17 protein-coding genes are annotated in these 17,612 nt (G+C 46.1%); 9 read left to right on the forward strand and 8 right to left on the reverse strand.

Features of this window, described 5'->3' with window-relative positions; all coding sequences use genetic code 11:
- Positions 1-76 precede the first annotated feature (76 nt).
- Together D0A37_RS08170 and D0A37_RS08175 are read left to right on the forward strand one after the other, a co-directional pair.
- Positions 77-664 carry an acireductone dioxygenase gene (locus D0A37_RS08170; protein ID WP_242723119.1) on the forward strand — a complete coding sequence of 196 codons (588 nt, stop codon included), beginning with the start codon at positions 77-79 and terminating at the stop codon, positions 662-664.
- A gap of 43 nt (positions 665-707) precedes the next feature.
- Positions 708-1,307 (forward strand): class I SAM-dependent methyltransferase, encoded by a 600-nt coding sequence (locus D0A37_RS08175; RefSeq protein WP_242723120.1) that lies wholly within the window; start codon positions 708-710, stop codon positions 1,305-1,307.
- A 256-nt stretch (positions 1,308-1,563) separates the two neighbouring features.
- On the opposite strand, the gene D0A37_RS08180 is transcribed toward D0A37_RS08175, so the two are convergent.
- The 4 genes from D0A37_RS08180 to D0A37_RS08195 all read right to left on the reverse strand — a co-directional run bounded on the left by D0A37_RS08180 (position 1,564) and on the right by D0A37_RS08195 (position 4,556).
- The gene (locus D0A37_RS08180) at positions 1,564-2,430 is read right to left on the reverse strand and encodes a CBS domain-containing protein (RefSeq protein ID WP_242723122.1); all 867 of its coding nucleotides are present in this window, start codon (positions 2,428-2,430) and stop codon (positions 1,564-1,566) included.
- Between the two features lie 110 nt (positions 2,431-2,540).
- Entirely contained in the window at positions 2,541-3,014 is a 474-nt protein-coding gene (locus D0A37_RS08185; protein ID WP_242723123.1) for a hypothetical protein, read from the reverse strand.
- A gap of 212 nt (positions 3,015-3,226) precedes the next feature.
- Positions 3,227-3,847: a cupin domain-containing protein gene (locus D0A37_RS08190; RefSeq protein WP_242723124.1), complete on the reverse strand. Its 621-nt coding sequence runs from the start codon at positions 3,845-3,847 to the stop codon at positions 3,227-3,229.
- Positions 3,848-3,989: 142 nt separating this feature from the next.
- Positions 3,990-4,556, reverse strand: a complete 567-nt coding sequence (locus D0A37_RS08195) for a sigma-70 family RNA polymerase sigma factor (RefSeq protein ID WP_242723125.1) — start codon at positions 4,554-4,556, stop codon at positions 3,990-3,992.
- Positions 4,557-5,152: 596 nt separating this feature from the next.
- On the opposite strand from D0A37_RS08195, the gene D0A37_RS08200 reads away from it, so the two are divergent.
- From D0A37_RS08200 to D0A37_RS08210, 3 genes are all read left to right on the forward strand, one after another.
- Complete coding sequence (locus D0A37_RS08200; protein ID WP_242723126.1) at positions 5,153-6,367, forward strand: DUF4331 domain-containing protein; 1,215 nt, start codon at positions 5,153-5,155, stop codon at positions 6,365-6,367.
- 102 nt (positions 6,368-6,469) lie between these two features.
- Positions 6,470-7,876: a tetratricopeptide repeat protein gene (locus tag D0A37_RS08205; protein WP_242723127.1), complete on the forward strand. Its 1,407-nt coding sequence runs from the start codon at positions 6,470-6,472 to the stop codon at positions 7,874-7,876.
- A 255-nt stretch (positions 7,877-8,131) separates the two neighbouring features.
- Positions 8,132-9,631, forward strand: a complete 1,500-nt coding sequence (locus D0A37_RS08210) for a nickel/cobalt transporter (protein ID WP_242723128.1) — start codon at positions 8,132-8,134, stop codon at positions 9,629-9,631.
- A gap of 117 nt (positions 9,632-9,748) precedes the next feature.
- Here D0A37_RS08210 and D0A37_RS08215 read toward each other — a convergent pair whose 3' ends face one another.
- Both D0A37_RS08215 and D0A37_RS08220 read right to left on the reverse strand, forming a co-directional pair.
- On the reverse strand, positions 9,749-10,189 hold the full coding sequence (locus tag D0A37_RS08215; RefSeq protein WP_242723130.1) for a DUF6918 family protein: 441 nt from the start codon (positions 10,187-10,189) through the stop codon (positions 9,749-9,751).
- A 373-nt stretch (positions 10,190-10,562) separates the two neighbouring features.
- The gene (locus tag D0A37_RS08220; RefSeq protein ID WP_242723132.1) at positions 10,563-10,745 is read right to left on the reverse strand and encodes a QAALIT motif small membrane protein; all 183 of its coding nucleotides are present in this window, start codon (positions 10,743-10,745) and stop codon (positions 10,563-10,565) included.
- Between the two features lie 372 nt (positions 10,746-11,117).
- Here D0A37_RS08220 and D0A37_RS08225 point away from each other — a divergent pair, with 372 nt between their 5' ends.
- Entirely contained in the window at positions 11,118-12,770 is a 1,653-nt protein-coding gene (locus D0A37_RS08225; RefSeq protein ID WP_242723134.1) for a Ycf66 family protein, read from the forward strand.
- 108 nt (positions 12,771-12,878) lie between these two features.
- Here the strand turns inward: D0A37_RS08225 and D0A37_RS08230 are convergent, their stop codons facing one another.
- Positions 12,879-13,004: a ribbon-helix-helix protein, CopG family gene (locus D0A37_RS08230; RefSeq protein WP_242723136.1), complete on the reverse strand. Its 126-nt coding sequence runs from the start codon at positions 13,002-13,004 to the stop codon at positions 12,879-12,881.
- A gap of 46 nt (positions 13,005-13,050) precedes the next feature.
- Here D0A37_RS08230 and D0A37_RS08235 point away from each other — a divergent pair, with 46 nt between their 5' ends.
- The 3 genes from D0A37_RS08235 (at position 13,051) to D0A37_RS08245 (ending at position 16,105) form a co-directional block, all read left to right on the forward strand.
- Entirely contained in the window at positions 13,051-14,175 is a 1,125-nt protein-coding gene (locus tag D0A37_RS08235) for an RNA-guided endonuclease InsQ/TnpB family protein (protein ID WP_242723137.1), read from the forward strand.
- 123 nt (positions 14,176-14,298) lie between these two features.
- Positions 14,299-15,765: a cobyric acid synthase CobQ gene (gene cobQ, locus D0A37_RS08240; RefSeq protein ID WP_242723138.1), complete on the forward strand. Its 1,467-nt coding sequence runs from the start codon at positions 14,299-14,301 to the stop codon at positions 15,763-15,765.
- A gap of 103 nt (positions 15,766-15,868) precedes the next feature.
- The gene (locus D0A37_RS08245) at positions 15,869-16,105 is read left to right on the forward strand and encodes a 2Fe-2S iron-sulfur cluster-binding protein (protein WP_006634188.1); all 237 of its coding nucleotides are present in this window, start codon (positions 15,869-15,871) and stop codon (positions 16,103-16,105) included.
- 58 nt (positions 16,106-16,163) lie between these two features.
- Here D0A37_RS08245 and D0A37_RS08250 read toward each other — a convergent pair whose 3' ends face one another.
- The gene (locus tag D0A37_RS08250; RefSeq protein ID WP_242723139.1) at positions 16,164-17,498 is read right to left on the reverse strand and encodes a hypothetical protein; all 1,335 of its coding nucleotides are present in this window, start codon (positions 17,496-17,498) and stop codon (positions 16,164-16,166) included.
- Positions 17,499-17,612: the final 114 nt, after the last annotated feature.

Raw genomic sequence — 17,612 nt, forward strand, 5'->3', positions numbered from 1 at the left:
AATTTTAGCGATCGGCTATTATTGAAAATAAGCAGGAGTTTAGTTTTTGACGAAAGCTTAAAACAGCAGCTTAAAAATGGAAACTAAATTTCCCTCAAATCTCAACACATTAGGTGGTAATATGGCTGTTCTGCAACTAGAAGACGGTAGAACATATACGGATATCCGGGCGATCGCGAGTCAACTGGCCGTTTTAAATATTGAGATCGATTCTCTGCCCCCAAACAAAAATCCGGCGTTTCAAGAACTTCTCGTTCAAGACATTCTCAATGTTACACAAAAACAGCAGATTCTCGCAGCATTTAATAGCGAGTTTGAACAGTTTAAGCGCGTCAGCGGATATCGGTGGTGCGACTTAAAAGTGCTGCATCCAGGTTCGCAGCAGATTTACGCGCTGATGACTCAAAGCCATCGCACTCACACCCACACAGATGCAGAAGTTCTTCACATTTTAGCTGGGGAATGCGTTTTTGGGTTTGTGTATTCTAACGGCTCTCAGGTACAATTAATGCTGCAAGCTGAAGAATACATTAAAGTGCCTGCCAATACCGAACATTGGTTTTATCTCACTCCGTCGCTGTACTTGAAAGCCTTGCAGTATTACACCAGTGCTCAAGGCTGGGTTCCTCAGTATACTAATCGGCAGTTAAAAATTAAAAATTAAGAGTCAGAAGAAGAGGGGAAATTTGTAGAGGAGGAAGAAGAAGATGCAACAGGATTGGGTGACTTACTATCAAGCGGTGGAAGGTCGCCCGCCGCATGAAACTTTGCTGAAAGCCTTGTCAATTTTTGACACGGAACCGTTGCTCGATCGTCCTCGATTCGCTGTAGATTTAGGCTGTGGCGATGGACGAGATACGGTGGAACTCCTGCGTCGAGGCTGGCGGGTTTTAGCGATTGACAGGGAACAAAATGCCTTCGATCGCCTGCTGGCTCGTCCGATTCAACGCGATCTGCTGCAAACTCAATTGATGCGTTTTGAAACCTTAACTTTGCCTCAATCGATCGATCTAATCAATGCCAGTTTTTGCCTTCCTTTTTGTCAGCCCGCCGATTTCCCCCATCTTTGGGAAACCATCGTGACATCGCTAAATCCAGGAGGATATTTCTGCGGTCAATTTTTTGGCGATCGCGACTCATGGACTGTTTATCCCGATCGCACTCATCATACTCGCGAACAAATTCAAGTGCTGCTAAAGTCATTTGAGATTGAGTGGTTTGACGAAGAAGAACATCCTGGAGTAACGGCGCTAGGCACGGAAAAACACTGGCATATTTTTCACATTGTTGCTCGTAAGAGAGATTAATATATATAGTGCCGACTGCTTAACGAAGTCGGCACTCTCTTGAAGTCGGAGTTCTGGAAAAGTTGCAGATGGTTTTTACTGAATTTTTCGGAATTTACCGTTAAATTAGCTTCCTAATTGCTAAGGAATGAAAAATAAATAAGGTGACTAATAGAGCAATAGTTTACCTTGGAGCAAGGCTTCTGGGGTTTAATTGTGCAAGTTATTGATTTTTCATTCCTTAGTCTCGAACCTTTCTGATTTTTTAAATGCTTTCTCATTCAGCGGGTGTAGTCATTTCGATTTCTTCGCAACGCTGCAAAAGCGCTTCTATTTCCTGAGCCAAAAAAATTACTTCCGGCCAAGAAGAACCGTTAATTAAATCTTGAGCGTGAGCTAATTTGTTTCTCAATGCTTCTGCTGACTTTAAAAAACGCTCCCCGTAGCGTTTGGATTTGAGGCCCAGCCGATCGACTATTTCAGCAGAAGTCAGGATTAAATCTCGCTTGTCGCAGAATTGCAGGTAATCGATTAAGTCAATTGCTTCATTTCGCGATCGCCCCAATTCCCACAGGTGTTTTGCCGCTAAGATGCGATCGCCCTTAAGCAATTTCTGCCAAGAATCTTGGGGAAAGTAAATCCGCACGATCCGCAATAAATTCATTTCGAGAAGCGTCACCAATCCAAACAGCAGCATCCGCACCGGTGCTTTTTGCAAATCGCCGCAGGTAACGATACCGTTGATCCTGTTGCTTTCCAATACAAATAATCTCGGTTTTTCTCGCAGCAGCGGCAGCAATTCCATCAAAGGAGTGGCGGCGGCGATTAATTGTGAGGGGTGAAAAATTTGCTGGTAGTCGCTGCACTTGCCTGTCATTAATTGCGATCGTTCTACATAGCCGCAAACCGTGCCATTTTCTTCGATACCGAGCACGTCAAAATCCCGGGCCTCCATCCACGATCGCAATTTGGCTGCGTCTTCGCAAGCGGGGACAGATTCCAGCGGTTCCGCGAGGTATTTAACTGTAATGCTGTCTTTGAATAAATCCCGCAAGTCGGCGGAGCTTGATTTTAAATGTTTCATGTCCGGTAATTTCATGGATCGTTGCTGCAAGTAGAGACGCGGCATTACCGTGGGAAGCATCTCAGTTTTGTAACAAGTATTTTTTAGGAGTGGGAGGCGGACGATCGCGCACGGATAGTAAAAGCAAAACTGAGATGCTCGCTTACCCTGTCCCTACAGATTTCATGATATTAGTTACTGGCTAACTCCGGGCAATAATGGTTGGCGGCAAGAGTGGTAATAATATCGGCATCCGCCAGAAAACTTTCTTTGGCACTTGGATTTTCGATACTTGTAGCTTGCCCGATCGCTCTTAATTTAAATTCCGGCAGAGAAATTCCACATTTTGCTTCCGCACACATTCTTTTAGCGGCCGCAATTTTTTGACCAGGCGCCCTTTGGATTGCTTGCAATAAATTATCCGTTGCTTCGGGAGAGTAGCTTTTTGCTAAGCGTTTGTAGTCTTCCAGAAATTTCCCATCGTTTCCTGTCAGCTTAATGTCGGGTTCTTGAGGCGAACACAACAAATTTAAGTTAATTACTTCTCCCACTGAATTAACAAGAAAACATCCTTCGCGTTCTTGGGCGATCGCGCTTTGGTTGCTGGGTACAAATTGTATAATAAGGGCAGACAGAACAGCAGTTAAACGCGAGTATTTTAGCATGGGAATTACGTGATATATTTGGAATTTTTAACCGCCGAATGCGGAGCAATGCGGTATTCTTGAGTTAGAGCGTGTCCGGTCAATTAACCGACGAAATACTTGGAAACGCTACTTTCACCAACACTCTATAATTTCTACTAAAAATCGGTCTACATAAACCAGCCCCGACTAAGCGAAAAGAAATCATTGCAGGAAAATCAACCGACATAATATCAGAGGAACATTTCGTTGTCTAGGGAAGTTTTCATTAACAGCAAACATCCCCCTTGTGTGAGGGGCGAATGTGTGGAACCTGGAACCGATCGAATGTAGTCGCCTTGATGGCAAATTTCCCCTTCTACAATTAACTCTCCTTCTAATACAAGCACTTCCTCCGAGGCAGCGTGTCGGTGCATGGGAAATGTTACTCCAGGTTCTAGTCGCATCAAGCAGGTAATTTCGCGCTTGTTTTTGTCAATGTAAAGCTTGCCAAACGAGACTCCCGTAACTCCATAAGATGTCCATTTGACATCGTTCGATCGCACGATTAAAGATGGAGTATTGTGCTCTGTTGGAGAGGTAACAATCGGCTTTAAATTGACTGATTCTGCCGGGGTTGGCGGCAGTTCGGCTATGCGCTGGAACAGGCGGTTTTTGAGGTCGGGGGCGACGGGAACTGGGGGGACTGTGTAGGCGATCGCGGCAATCGTTGATTCCAAAGCAGCTAATTCACTTTTAATTTCTGCGGACTCTTTCAATTTCTCTGCAAATGCCCCACGTTCTGACTCGTCGAGGATATCGAGAGCTTGAAGGGCTGCAAGGATGTTATATTCCTCGTCTGGCATCATTTCCATCTGTTTTCGCCAATAATTGTAATTCCGCCTAAGTTGATTTTAAATTTGAGATTGTCTGCTACCCTCGCACTCAAGATGGATGATTGGAGATGCCACAATTTTAGATTGATGTTAAACAACTTAAATTTTGTTTTTTGACTATCTAAAATTCTTCGCTCAAAGCTTGACGCAATTTGGAAATACCCAACCGAATTCTGGTTTTGATTGTACCTGTCGGGATACCCGTTTTAGCCGCGATCGCCGCACAAGTCAATCCTTGGTAGTAGGCGAGTTCGATCGCCTGTTGCTGTTCCTTTGGCAGTTTTTCTAAGGCCGCTTTGACTTGTTCCCTGCGTTCTTTAAACATTGCATCTTCCATCGGTTCTGCAACGCTAGAGATGGGTACTTTAGCCTCTTCCAGACAAGCTTCAGCAGCCCGGACTGTTCGCTGCACAGATCGAAGCCGATCGAGGGAACGACTGCGGGTCAGCATGAACAACCAGGTATCTGCTCGACTACGAGAAGGATCGTAAGTTGCTGCTTTTTGCCAAATTTGGGAAAAAACATCGAGTACCACTTCTTCAGCTTCTTCTACCGAACCCAGGATTTTGTAAGCGAGAGCGTAACTTGGGCGACCGTAGCGATCGTAAAGTTTAGCTAATGCCGTTTGGTCTTTCCGGGCAATCTGCACTAAAAGCAGCGATTCATCGCCTGACTTCTGGCCTGTCATCTCAGTGTACCGAAAATTTTTGTTTTGACTGCACAGATCCAAAATTAAAAATTCGGCGTATATCACTACAGAACATAATTGTAAGTTTGAAGTTGGGGGTACAAACTGGAGTATGCCTTTTCCGGCCAATTTTGTCGTGCTTTGAATTGTAAAAATCCCAAGTCATCTTGAATTTTACCACCTAATTAGTGATTTTTTGGAGACTTACCAATCCGCTTTATGCAGAACGAAGAAATGCCCTGAGCCTGAACAGTCAAAATAACGCCATTCACTCGTTCCTAAGCTCTGTCTGCTCACTCCCAAGAAGAGCTTGGAAACCCATATAAGCGAGGCTCTGTCTCCCAGCACGAATTCCCAAGAATAGCCCGGGAACGAATAAATCCTCAATAACGCACTTTTTTGCATAAATTAATCTGGCAGCACAGATCCAAAATTGCCAAACCTTCGTATACCACCAATAGGGGAAGGCTCAGCAACAGCGCAAAAGCCCGAGAGGTTGACAGATTTCAACCTGTTGCTCCCAAAGTAAAACCTGCGAAGGCGGGTTATTTACCATTGATTTGTGCAAAAATATCATTGAAATACAGGTGCTAAGAGTGAAGCTCACAAAAAAAATTCGCCGAACCATACTAGCTATTGAAGTAGCTCTAATTGCTCTATTAACTCCAGGGATAATTGTCGCTTCCGACCACGACGACGGGGAAGTAGATATTAAAGGTCGCGCTGTCAATTTAACTGACGTGTTCGTATATCGCGAAAAAGACCAAAACCCCGGTGCTGCGGAGGGGGATTTAGTATTTACTATGAATTCAAATCCCAGGTCTGTAGCCCGCTTTCAATATTATTTCAGCACTACAGCCCTCTACCAATTTCACATCACGCAGGTAGGTGACGTGAATTCTACACCTACTGGACGCTCCGATATTATCTTGCGGTTTGCCTTCAGTCCGCCTAACAATCAAGGTATGCAAGCGGTAGCTGTAACTGTTATTCGCAACGGCACGGAGACTGTTGCTAAGACTACAGTTAACGGCGGGTTAATTGCCACAACTCCGCTGAATTCTAATGCTGTTGTGAATACAGTACCTGTGGGCGGTTCTAACTTGACTGTATTTGCGGGTTTACGCGAAGACCCGTTTTTCTTTGATGTCGAACAATTTTTCCGAGTTCGCGCCGCAGCTTTGGGAACTGGGCCGCGCACTGCTTTTAAAGAACCGAGTCAAGCGATCGACTTTACTAAAGGTTACAACGTCAATTCAATTGCTGTGCGCGTTCCGAAAGCGTTTTTGCAAGCAGCAACTGGGGCGAATACTTTTGATGTTTGGTCAACGATTTCCATCAGAGACGGAGCTGGCGGTTTCAAACAATTCGAGCGTTTGGCGAGACCTGCAATTAATGAGGGTTTGATAGTTTCTCCCGCTTATCTGGAGGCATTTAATAATATTCCTCCGAGATTGGATTTGAGCGCTGCTGCTGCTCCGGTGCGGCAGGAAGCTGTTGCTACTCTGAATGCTGTGGATCTTTTGGACGGTCGGGATAATGTCGATCCAAATGCGATCGCCGGAGCTTTCTTACCCGATGTCATGCGGATTGATACCACAAAAACCAGCGGCTACGCTAGCGCTACAAATGCTCAAGGAAGCTTGATCGGAGGTCGTATGCTGATGGACGACGTTATTGATATCACTCTGGGAGCTTTGGTGGGTTCTCCGGTTGGCGATAACGTTTCATATAACGGAACTCCGGGAAATCCGGCTCAGGGACACAAACCTTTAGAACCGAGTTTTCCTTATTTGGCTTTGCCTAATTAGTTATTAGTCATTAGTCATCTGTCATTAGTCAGGGTTTACTGACTAATGACAGATGTAAAATCCTTTTTTTAACTGCAGATGAACGCTGATTAACGCGGATGTATGAAAACTAAGACTAAACTGGAAATAAAATCGGATATTTTCTCGTGGTGGCTGCTGATAGTAGTTCCTTTAGTTGGGATGGTAGTAGTAAATTTCCCTCCTAATTTGCGTTTTATTTCCGATAAACTTTATAACAATAGTCCGGCCAATCTAGACGCTAATTACCGTTATCATTTCTCGAAAAGTTTGAGAAATAATCCCAATCAAAAGGAAGCAATTCAGCAAGAGATTGCTTTTTACCAGCAGCGGTTGGCCGTTGATTCCCGCAGCGGTTTGAACCGGGCGTCACTGGCGGGATCTTATTTGAAAATGGCTCGCGCTACTGGGGAGGGAGGTTGGTTTTTATTGGCAGAACAAGCGGCTCAAAGGTCGATCGCCGATTTGCCTTTTGACAACCAAGGTGCCCTGTTAGTTTTAGCTCGAATTGCCGAGGCAAGACACGATTTTGCTACTGCTTTGCGCTTTGCTAAACAGGCGGGTTTTGATAATGAAGATGCGATCGCCCTTTCAATTACATCTCACTTAGCGATGGGAAAAGTGAGCGAGGCAAATGCAGCCGCCGAAGCCTTAGTTAACCGGATTCCCAATTTGGGTTCTCTCACTTTAAGAGCCTTAGTGAGAGAGTCTCAGGGCCGAGATGCTGAGGTTTTGCAGGATTACCGGCAAGCAATGGCGGCGGAGGAACCGGGAGAGGTTGCTGGTTCGGCGCGGGCCCGATCGCTCTTGGGTCGATTTTACGCACGTCGCGGGCAGTTTGTGCAGGCGAAAGCGCTGTTTTTGGAGGCGCTGCGGTTGGTGCCGCGATACCCGCTGGCGCTGATTTATTTGGCGGATTTGGAGACGCGGCAGGGCAATTATCGGGAGGCGGAAGGCTATTACAGCAAGGTTTCTGCTTATTCTGGCGGGGTTGAGACTGTGTTCGATCGCATTGTCGATCGCGGTATGGCGAGGGTGAAGGATTTGCAGGGAGATGCGATCGAATCCCGGCGACTTCGCGACAAAGCAGAAGCCGGGCTGCGACAGGAACAGGTTTCTGGATCTGGCGGTTTTGGCCACCGCAGGGATTTGGCAAGTTTGCTGTTGGAAAAAGGTCGATCGCAGGATGTCACCGAAGCGCTGGCGTTAATGCAGGAGGAGGTGAAAATTCGGCGGGATGCAGTGACGCTGGATACTTTAGCCTGGGCGCTTTCCGCCGCTGGGGAATGGCAAAAAGCCGATCGAGTGATGGTCGAAATAGTGCGATCGGGGATTCGGGATGCGGGGATGTTTTACCGGGCTGGTGCGATCGCCCGGACTTTAGGTAAGGATGCTGAATCTCGCGCTTTTTTTCAAAAGTCCAAGGAAATTGACCCGAGTTTTGACGATCGAGCTCGCCAAGCATTGGGCTTGGGAAGTTATGAATTTTGAGATTAACTAATAGCTGCAACTCCCCCAGCCCACCAGGGGTTGAAACCCCTGGCTAAAAGCTTAAGTCCTCTTGCATAGGACTAAAAGATTTCACTAAAAAGTAGAAAATCTTTTAGTCGGTTTCAACCGACTTTCGCTATGAGACGGGGATTTCAATCCCCGGCGGACTGTGGGACTCACGAAAAGATCGCGCGCCGAACAAATCACAACAAAAACAAATAACTCATCCGAAAATAACTAAAAAAACAAGTATTTATGCAGTACAAACTGAACCGACTTTCAAAATTATTTATCCTATTTTCCCTAACACTTTCATTCTTACTAACAACCTCAACCAGACCAGTTTACTCGCACTGGTCAGACTTATCCGTAGCAGAAATAGTAGTCAACGATTTCCAAACAGAAGTAACATTAACCTTCCCAACCGGCTTAACAAACTTCGCCGACGACAATCGAGACAGCCAGCTACAACCTGCTGAAGTTCGCAGCCACCAAACACAACTAGAAAAGTTTTTCAGCCAACAAATCCCCATTACCAACAGCAGCAACATTCAAGGCGTTGTAGCAGTAAAACCGCTAGACATAGCAGCTAAAACCGCCAGCTTAATCCAGCAGCCGAATACCCACAGCACCTTAATTTTAGACTACACCTGGCCCGCATCTTCTCAAAATACAACCCCTGCTTTACCTGGGGCAATTTCCCTCTCAAAACCTAATTTTCGGATTAATTACAATTTGTTTTTACCCGGAGTTCCGACAGCTAGCTGTCAAGCTACGATCGTGCAAGCGGGTGCTGTCAAAAGCTTTGTGTTTACGCCACAAAACCGCGACTTTTTGTTAGCAGGAAAGGAATCTATCTGGGATTCAGGTTGGAGTTTGCTGCTAGCAATAGCGGGAGCATTTGCTTGGGGATGCGTGCACGCGATGTCGCCCGGACACGGAAAAACCATAGTCGGTGCTTATTTAGTTGGTTCACGGGCTACTCCCCTACACGCTTTATTTCTAGCAGCGACGACTACAATTACTCACACTGCCGGCGTGTTTGCTGTGGGCGCAATTACTTTGTTTGCTTCTAACTTAATCGATCCAGAAAAATTAGATCCTTGGCTGAGTTTAATCTCTGGTTTATTAGTAGCCTCGATCGGGCTTAACTTATTTTTATCAAAAATTAAGACAAGGTGGGTAGTGAGGACTGAACTTCTCAAAACAATAAAAAGTAAAGTTTTTAATAAAAACTGGTTTTTAAGGAGTAAAGTCCTTACTGCGGAAGGTGAAGAACCAGTGAATCTTTTGAGTAGGGGAAGTTGGGAGCGAGAATTTAAGCCTGTAAAACCAGATATATCTCACCACTACCACGATCACGGAGACGGCCGCCTTCACTCGCACTTGCCGCCCGGTGCTGACGGTGATCCTATTACTTGGAAAAGCTTATTGGCCTTGGGAATTTCCGGCGGTTTGTTGCCTTGTCCTTCCGCTTTGGTGATGCTGTTGAGTGCGTCGGCTTTGGGCAATGTTGGTTTGGGAATGACGCTAGTGGTAGCGTTTAGTTTGGGATTGGCTTTAGTGCTGAGTGCGATCGGATTAATCTTAGTTTATGCCAAACGGAATTTTGATAAACTGCCAAAACAGCTCACAGCCGTCAAGTTTTTGCCTGCGATTAGCGCGATGTTTGTGATGTTTTTGGGGTTGGGAATTACCGGACAGGCGATGTTGAAAATATTGGGGGCAAGTCAATGGGTAATTGGCAATGGATAAGCATACAATTAGGAGTCTCCCTCCTAACTACAAACTTACGAATAAGTCGGATTTTAGATACCCGATTTCTTGAAGAAGCCGGGTATCTGGGTATTGTGTTTTTTAGCCGTTGCTCACTTAGCAGGCCGCGCTATGTTTATTAATAATTTCGGCTAAATCCGGTACTCCCTTTTCTACATAAGTCTTAGCTGAGGGGCGGAGTTTGCCATAGGCGCCTTTAACCATCGATCTTGTGCTTTTCTCGACCCTTTTGTCACTTATCTGGAGCAATTCGTCTGCTACTTCACCTTTTCTTTCCGCAAAATATTCGACTGGGTTGCCATTGTTTACCGCTTCACTCCACATCGGATCGAGTGCGATCGAGATTTCTGGCAGAAGTTGATCGACGACTTGGGCGCAATAGTCAGCCCGTATCCCCTTGACAGTAGAGTAGGCAGCTTTAAGAGCCATACCACCCAATCCTGACGCTGCAGCAACTTGTTTGTCTATCAACTTCACACAGTCATTCACAAAAGTTTCTCTGTTGTTTTCATTCAATAGAATATCGCTAAGTCCCATTATTACTCTCCTTGATTTAATAGTCAACGTGCTTATTAGCTGTGAACTCAATCTGACATCATATATCTATTTTGAACTTTTACTCAAGGTTTCCCAAGTTTTTTAATGTTTGAATGTCTCTATAAGACAGCCTGATGTGGAGATTTGTTTAGTATTTTATGGGAATTACTGTTCTATCTACTACTAATTATTGCCCTACGGTTTGTAGTAAGGGCTTTAGTCCTTATTAGGTGATATTAATGAGGACTAAAGCCCTGACTACAAACTGATGAGTTGTGAACACTCACATAGAAAAGAGAAGATCTCGAAAAAAATATTATAGAGGCTCTGCCTAAGTCCGATCGCACTTGCACGTATGATCTGGCACGTATCATTAGGATTGGACGTTCGCCTTGATGCCCGCAGGTACTGCAACCATGGGAGCTTTCTGGGTTTGAGCCGGCTCAGCGCTCGATCGCAATACCAAATTTTTTGGTAATTTCGCCGAAGTGCTTAGTCCGGGAAATATGTGAAGCGATAAGGTTAAGCCGGCAGCTAATAATAGTTTTTCTAACATGGCACTGTCTCCAATACATACGCCCTAGGGCATAATTCCTCTTACACATCTAACATATAAACATCCTCAGTCGCTTGGTGCGATCGCACGGGCATAGTTTAAGTGACATATATCACCACTGAGAAGGGGGTAATGGGGATAGGGGGTGTGCGGCTAGGGGGTGATGGGCAGTAGAGAACTAGGGGAGAGTGGGAAATCTTTCCTCGCACTTCTACTGTCAACATCCGTTGAACGTGTAAAATTCCTTACACCGGTTCGTTGCCGAATTTCCCCCAAAATCGAGAATTGTCCGAGAGAAAGAAGCCGTTAAGCCTCTGTCAAGGGTAGAATTAGCGCGTAGAAGTTATTTGACACAGCGGAGGTACCGACAATATGCTTGCATACATTCTGGCGTTGGCGGTCGGTCTAGGCAGCTTCAGTATTTACATGGCGGCCTTCTTTTTTCCAGAAGTGCACCGCAAAAGTGATTTTACGTGGAGCGGGGTAGGGCTTTTTTATGCGTTAATTTTATGGGCTTGTGCGGGACGAATTACTGGTGCTCTCCTGCTTGGTCAAATGGCGGGCGTGGCGATGTTGGGCTGGTTTGCCTGGGAAACTCTGACTTTGCGCCGGCAGGTGACGCCCGTTGCTGAGCAAACGCCGATTCCTCAGTCGGCGAATTTGGCTGCAGCAGGCGTGCCCTTGGCTGGCTTGTTTGCCAAGAAAAAAGAACCCGCAGCAGCGAAAAAACCTAAGTTTGTTCGATCGCCCAAACCGAAAACTGATGTGGTTCCAGCACCCACTATGGATAAGGGCGAGGTAAAGCTAGAGGAACAGCCGGCGATTCCCCCCATAGCTGAAAGTATTGCTGAAAGTTCGATCGAGGCGACGGCCGAAAGTGCGATCGCCCCTGACTTGAAAATTCCCGACTCGAAACCACCTGCAATTGCAGAAATACCAGTGTTTTCAGTCGAAACTCCTGCTGCTGAGACTTCACCAACCCCAGCAGAATTAGCCAGCAGTTTCACTCCTCTACCTCTACCTCTAGAAATTTCAGAAATAGCCGTTGCACCAAGTGTGGAGCCAGCAGAGGCTCAGCCAGAGCCTCCACAGCAGCTAGAAGCAGATGATTTTGACGAGGAAACAGAATGGAGGAGAGCCGTTAAAGAGTCGCAGGCGGCAGCGGCGGCGGCCCCAACTCCTCTAACCCCTCCAACTTCTCCAACTTCTCCAACTTCTCCTAAACCAGCTAAAAAATCCGGCGGTTTCGGAAGTCTGTTCGACAATATCAAAAATAGTCTCGGCGGTATGTTGGGACTCGGTGCGGGTAAAAACAAGTCTGATGCAACTCCGCAGACGCCAAAACCTTCAGTGACTCCAGAATCGATCGCACCTGAATCTAAAATAACGGCAACTCCTGCACCGGGTATCGACAAGATTCTCGAATCCGAATTAGCCCAGGCGGCTGCAGAAGTTGCAGCCGAAAGCAGCAACACTGCTGTTGAAACAAGCTTTGGAGTGCCGTTTCCCAACGATGTTGAAGCAATGGCCGAGTTGATGGCCACAGAAACCGCAAGTTCTGACAAAATAGCGGAAAGTCCGATCGAAGATCGATCGTCCGCTGACACCCAGACACCTCTGGCTGCGGTTGGTGAACCGGAAGCAGCAGCAGGCGTAACGGAAGCACAAGCCCCTGCTGTATCTCTGGAAACCCAGACACCGCCGGCTGCGGTTGGTGAACCGGAAGCAGCAGCAGGCGTACCGGAAGCAGAAGCCCCTGCTGTATCTCTGGAAATGACTGTGGTGGAAATGGCACCGCCTGTAGAGATAGAAGTACCGGGAGAACCCGGGTTGAGCGTGCAGGTGGAAACGGTTTCAGTATCCGTGATCTCGATCGAATCCACAGATGAAGAACCATCTTCTGAGGGAGAACACCCGGAATTGATTCGCCCGAATCCCCCCCCTCCGGATCTAGTAGAAGCTGCTCAAGCGGCCGAGGAATCCAAGTCTGAGAATGTATCCGGCGAAGATAAGCCGTCATCTTAAGCCAAAAAGCAAAAGGTAGAAACCAGAATTTTTTTGATTCTGCCTTCTGCCTTCTGCCTTCTGCCTTCTTACTTTTTACCGAAAATTTGGGTCTAAAGCCTCGCCCTTCTAGGGCGACTTTTTAACCTTTAGCGATCTAATTAACTCTCTGAGCACGTCTGATTTAGATATTTGAGTTTGCTGGCAATACTTCTCAAGGTTTTCAAACTCTTCGTCGGTTAGCCGAAAAAACACGCTTTTATTCAGTGACTTGTATATCTAGATGATATACAATTGTCGCATGAAGACACTGAAGTTTAAGCTGTACAACCACAAGCGAAATAGGTTTCTCAAGCGGTCAATCAACGCCGCTGGGGTGATCTACAATCACTGTATTGCACTGCATCGCAGGTATTATCGGATGTTCAAAAAACATCTCAACTGCGCCCAACTTCAGGCTCACATTGCCAAGCGGCGGAAGCGTAACCCCTTCTGGCAATCGGTAGGCTCTCAGGCTGTGCAGGATATCTGTCAACGGATTGAGAAAGCTTATCAGCTATTTTTCAAGCATCACAAAAAAGAAGTTAGACCCCCAGGATTCAAGAAGGTTAGAAAATACAAATCCTTCACGCTCAAGCAAGCTGGCTATAAGTTTCTTGGCGGCAATCGGATCAAGATTGGCAATAAGGTCTATCAATATTGGAACTCTAGGGAGGTCGAAGGAACGATCAAGACCTTAACCATTAAGCGCACTCCACTAGGAGAGCTATTCATGGTTGTGGTCGTTGATAGGGTTGACGAGCCTGAAATTAAATCCGAGACGAGTAAGATCGCTGGGTTTGATTTTGGCATAAAGACGTTTCTCACTTGCTCTGACGGTTCCAAGATTGAGTCACCCCAATTCTTCAAGCAATCGCTCAACGCCATTCGTAAAGCCAGTAAGCATCTCTCTAGGAAGCAAAAGGCTTGGGCCAATCGAGAACGAGCAAGGAAGAATTTAGCCCGTAAACACGAAGACATTGCTAACCGTCGAAGTGATTGGTTCTGGAAGTTGGCGCATGAACTAACAGATAAATTCGATGTTCTCTGTTTTGAGACGTTGAACCTGAAAGGAATGCAGCGACTCTGGGGCAGAAATATCAACGATTTGGCACTCAGGGAATTCTTGCAAATCCTTGAATGGATTGCCAAAAAGAAGGGCAAGTTATTGGTCTACATAGACCAGTGGTATCCCTCTAGTAAAACCTGCAACAACTGTGGACACGTCCTTGAAAGTCTAGAGCTGTCGGTTAGAGAATGGCGGTGTCCTTCCTGTCATTCCGTTAATGGGCGCGATGAAAACGCCGCTAAGAATATTTGTGCAGTGGGGGCATCCACTGCCGGGTTAGGTGATGTCAGACAAGCTCGGCTTGCAATCGCTGTTTGAACCTAGAATCCCCGTGCGTTCACGCCGGGGAGTATGTCAATTCTTACTTCCTCAACATTCATCCGTTAAATCCGTTAAATCCCGTACACTGCGCGTTGCCGAACTTTCTTCTCTTTTAATATTATGAAAGCAATTATGGTCGTGGGAACAACATCTCACGCAGGGAAATCTTTACTCGTTGCAGCGTTGTGTCGAATTTTTTCTCGACGCGGCTGGCGGGTAACTCCGTTTAAAGGTCAGAATATGGCCCTGAATTCCTATGTCACAGCCGCCGGCGGAGAGATTGGTTACGCTCAAGCAGTGCAAGCTTGGGCTGCAGGCGTCGCACCTTGGGTAGAAATGAATCCAATTTTGCTCAAGCCACAAGGAGACATGACTTCTCAATTGATTGTCAAGGGCCGGGCGATCGCAAATGTGCGAGCATCTCAATATTATGAACAGTATTTCGATATCGGCTGGCAAGCTATTCGGGAATCTTTAGAATTTCTCCGCCAAGAATTTGACATGATTGTGTGTGAGGGAGCCGGTAGCCCTGCTGAGATTAATCTCAAACACCGCGATTTAACAAATATGCGGGTAGCTAAACATTTAAAGGCTCGGACTTTGCTAGTAGTTGATATCGATCGCGGCGGTGCTTTTGCTCACATCATCGGTACTTTGGAATTGCTCGATCCCGACGAACGAGCTTTAATTAAAGGATTCATTATTAATAAGTTCCGAGGGCAAAAATCGATCTTAGATCCAGGCCTGACTTGGCTAGAAGAAAGGACGGGAATCCCGGTAGTTGGGGTGATTCCTTGGATAGACGAAGTGTTTCCCTCAGAAGATTCTCTCGATTTACTCGATCGACGTTCTCCCAATTCTCAAACCGACATCAATATTTCCGTCATCCGCCTGCCCCGAATTTCCAATTTTACCGACTTTGACCCCCTAGAGTCGGAAACTTCCGTCACTGTCAAATATGTCAGCCCAAAAGACCATTTAGGCCATCCAGACGCCGTAATTTTACCAGGCTCTAAAACTACAATTTCCGATTTGCAGGTGCTGCGCCAAACAGGTATGGCAAAAGCTATTCAAAATTATTTAGTAGCTGGCGGTACAGTCATGGGAGTTTGCGGCGGCTTTCAGATGCTGGGAGAAAGTATCACGGATAAAGAAGGCGTTGAGGGAGAAAAGGGAGAATTTCCAGGATTGGGATTGCTGCCTTTGAAAACTGCGATGGCACCGAACAAAATTGCCCGCCAACGCATCGTAACATCTAACTATCCTCAACCGGGTTTGCCCGTTTCCGGTTACGAAATTCATCAAGGGAAAACGCAAATCCTAGAGTCAGATTTGACTCAACCGCTATTTGACGATGCTAGTTTAGGAATGGTCAATACTTCTCAATCAATTTGGGGTACATACCTGCACGGCATATTTGATAACGGAGCTTGGCGGCGAGCTTGGTTAAATCACTTGCGGCAGCAGCGGGGACTCCGCGCGTTGCCTACTGGTATTCCTAATTACAGAGAACACCGAGAAACTCTGTTAGACTCTCTAGCAGATACAGTGGAAAAGCATTTAGATATCAAGCATATTTTAGGTTGATTAGTTAACTGTTGGCTGTTGACTGTTGACTGTTGACTGTTGACTGTTGACTGTTGACTGTTAACAGTTGATTATTGTTTATTAGAGTTGAGGTTCAAATTCAATGACAAAAGTTTGTTTTTTACCTGATAACGTGACAGTTGAAGCTGAACCGGGAGAGCTTTTATTAGATGTAGCCAAACGTGCAGGGGTTTCTATTCCTACAGGCTGTCTCATGGGTTCTTGTCACGCTTGCGAAGTTGAAATTGATGGCGGAGATACGATTTGTGCTTGTATTTCCGGCATCCCTTCCGGGAAGAAGCAAGTGACAATTAATCTGTATGTTGACCCGACTTGGTAATTTATTAGTTGACGGTTGACGGTTGACGGTTGACTGTTAACTGTTGACTGACAACTGACTAATTTTTTTGCCATTCTTGCTGTTTTTTGCGAGCAGATTGCAGCCATTTTTGGGATTCGCGATAAACCGTTGTGCCGGGTTTGACGGATTCTAATTGATTGATAATTTGTTGCAACTGGCTGAGGGAGTAACCGGGATTTTGAGAATTCACATTATTTTGCAAGTTGGCAAACAAGTTTTTAGCTGCTTGCAAAGCTGTTGTAGAATCTTTTTCTGCTTGCAGTCTAATCTGGGTAATTCCTAAATCTTTTTGATATTGAGCGAGTTTGGTTTGAGCGTCGAGATACCCAGGGTTATCGACAGAAATCAATTTCAGTCTGTTAATAGCTTCTTGCCACAATTCTGCTATTTGCTCCCACTGTGCGGCGGGATGCGGCGGTTTTTTGGCGGCGACGGCGGCGGAGAGAGCAAATTCTTTGGCAGCTTCAATTAAGTTGTCAGCCTGCACAGAACCGGTGGCGACGCCGCCCATTGCTTGAAAGTCTCTTTCTGCTGCTTTGAGTGTTTTGTTAGCCGTTTCTCCCGCGAGGGTTTCGGCGGGAATTTGATTGAGTTGGTCGATCGCACTTTGCCAATTTACCGTCGCTTTTTGTCTATCCGCAGCCGTTTTGGCTTGCTGATACTGCTGTTTTGCCGCGTTGAGAGTTTGTTCGACTTGATTTAACTGAGTAAAAGCATTTTTTTGCTGGAAAATCTGAGCCTCCATCCGCCCGACATTTTTGCGGGCGGCTTGAAATTCATCGAGTGTAAACTGCCAACTGCAGCTAAAAAAAGAGCAGTACCTCTTTGGGTAATAGCCGAGGAACCACACCGGCAAGGCGTCGAGGTGTTTTTGCGCTTGTTTTGCTTTAATTTCGCCCAAGTCAAAATCCGCGACAGCAGTGGCTTTATTCACCAGTTGATCGGATTGTTCCACAAGGGCGATCGCCTGCCGGTAATTGTGATCCATACTCATAAAACTCGGCAGCAACAATATCGGCATTGTTTTCGCCACGGGCCAGCGAATCATCGGAAAAGGCAGGTTAATCAACCAAATTATCCCCGCTGCACTTCCCAGCAAACTCCCAGCAAAGATGATTTTACCGAACAATCCGGGCGGGCGGTTGGCTTTGACGGCAGCTTTGAGAGCTTGTTCGCTGAAGTTGGGAAATTCGTCTTTGAAGGTATCGCGGATTTCTTCTCTTGAGGCGAAAGTGCCGTTTTGCGATCGTAACTTCTCCAACCGCTTGATTACCATCCCTCGGTAGACTTCACCCGCTAGAGTATCAGCCGCCGCGCACTTGTCAACTTCGGCCCGCAAAATTTCAAAAGCTCGATCGGTAAGACGCGCCATAAAACTCACCTATTCCCTTTTAATTATTTTACAGGTTCCCCGTCAAAATAATTGAGTCTGGGATGCAGAAACCGTTTTTTTTTACTAAAATACTGCATTTGAGCCTTTAAGTAA

Source organism: Microcoleus vaginatus HSN003 (assembly GCF_022701255.1).
Lineage (GTDB): Bacteria > Cyanobacteriota > Cyanobacteriia > Cyanobacteriales > Microcoleaceae > Microcoleus > Microcoleus vaginatus_B.

Bases quoted from the DNA above. Each gene is read 5' to 3' on its own strand.
- D0A37_RS08170 (WP_242723119.1), top strand. From the start codon at position 77: ATGGAAACTAAATTTCCCTCAAATCTCAACACATTAGGTGGTAATATG.
- D0A37_RS08175 (WP_242723120.1), top strand. From the start codon at position 708: ATGCAACAGGATTGGGTGACTTACTATCAAGCGGTGGAAGGTCGCCCG.
- D0A37_RS08180 (WP_242723122.1), bottom strand. From the start codon at position 2,430: ATGCTTCCCACGGTAATGCCGCGTCTCTACTTGCAGCAACGATCCATG.
- D0A37_RS08185 (WP_242723123.1), bottom strand. From the start codon at position 3,014: ATGCTAAAATACTCGCGTTTAACTGCTGTTCTGTCTGCCCTTATTATA.
- D0A37_RS08190 (WP_242723124.1), bottom strand. From the start codon at position 3,847: ATGGAAATGATGCCAGACGAGGAATATAACATCCTTGCAGCCCTTCAA.
- D0A37_RS08195 (WP_242723125.1), bottom strand. From the start codon at position 4,556: ATGACAGGCCAGAAGTCAGGCGATGAATCGCTGCTTTTAGTGCAGATT.
- D0A37_RS08205 (WP_242723127.1), top strand. From the start codon at position 6,470: ATGAAAACTAAGACTAAACTGGAAATAAAATCGGATATTTTCTCGTGG.
- D0A37_RS08210 (WP_242723128.1), top strand. From the start codon at position 8,132: ATGCAGTACAAACTGAACCGACTTTCAAAATTATTTATCCTATTTTCC.
- D0A37_RS08215 (WP_242723130.1), bottom strand. From the start codon at position 10,189: ATGGGACTTAGCGATATTCTATTGAATGAAAACAACAGAGAAACTTTT.
- D0A37_RS08220 (WP_242723132.1), bottom strand. From the start codon at position 10,745: ATGTTAGAAAAACTATTATTAGCTGCCGGCTTAACCTTATCGCTTCAC.
- D0A37_RS08225 (WP_242723134.1), top strand. From the start codon at position 11,118: ATGCTTGCATACATTCTGGCGTTGGCGGTCGGTCTAGGCAGCTTCAGT.
- D0A37_RS08235 (WP_242723137.1), top strand. From the start codon at position 13,051: ATGAAGACACTGAAGTTTAAGCTGTACAACCACAAGCGAAATAGGTTT.
- cobQ (WP_242723138.1), top strand. From the start codon at position 14,299: ATGAAAGCAATTATGGTCGTGGGAACAACATCTCACGCAGGGAAATCT.
- D0A37_RS08245 (WP_006634188.1), top strand. From the start codon at position 15,869: ATGACAAAAGTTTGTTTTTTACCTGATAACGTGACAGTTGAAGCTGAA.
- D0A37_RS08250 (WP_242723139.1), bottom strand. From the start codon at position 17,498: ATGGCGCGTCTTACCGATCGAGCTTTTGAAATTTTGCGGGCCGAAGTT.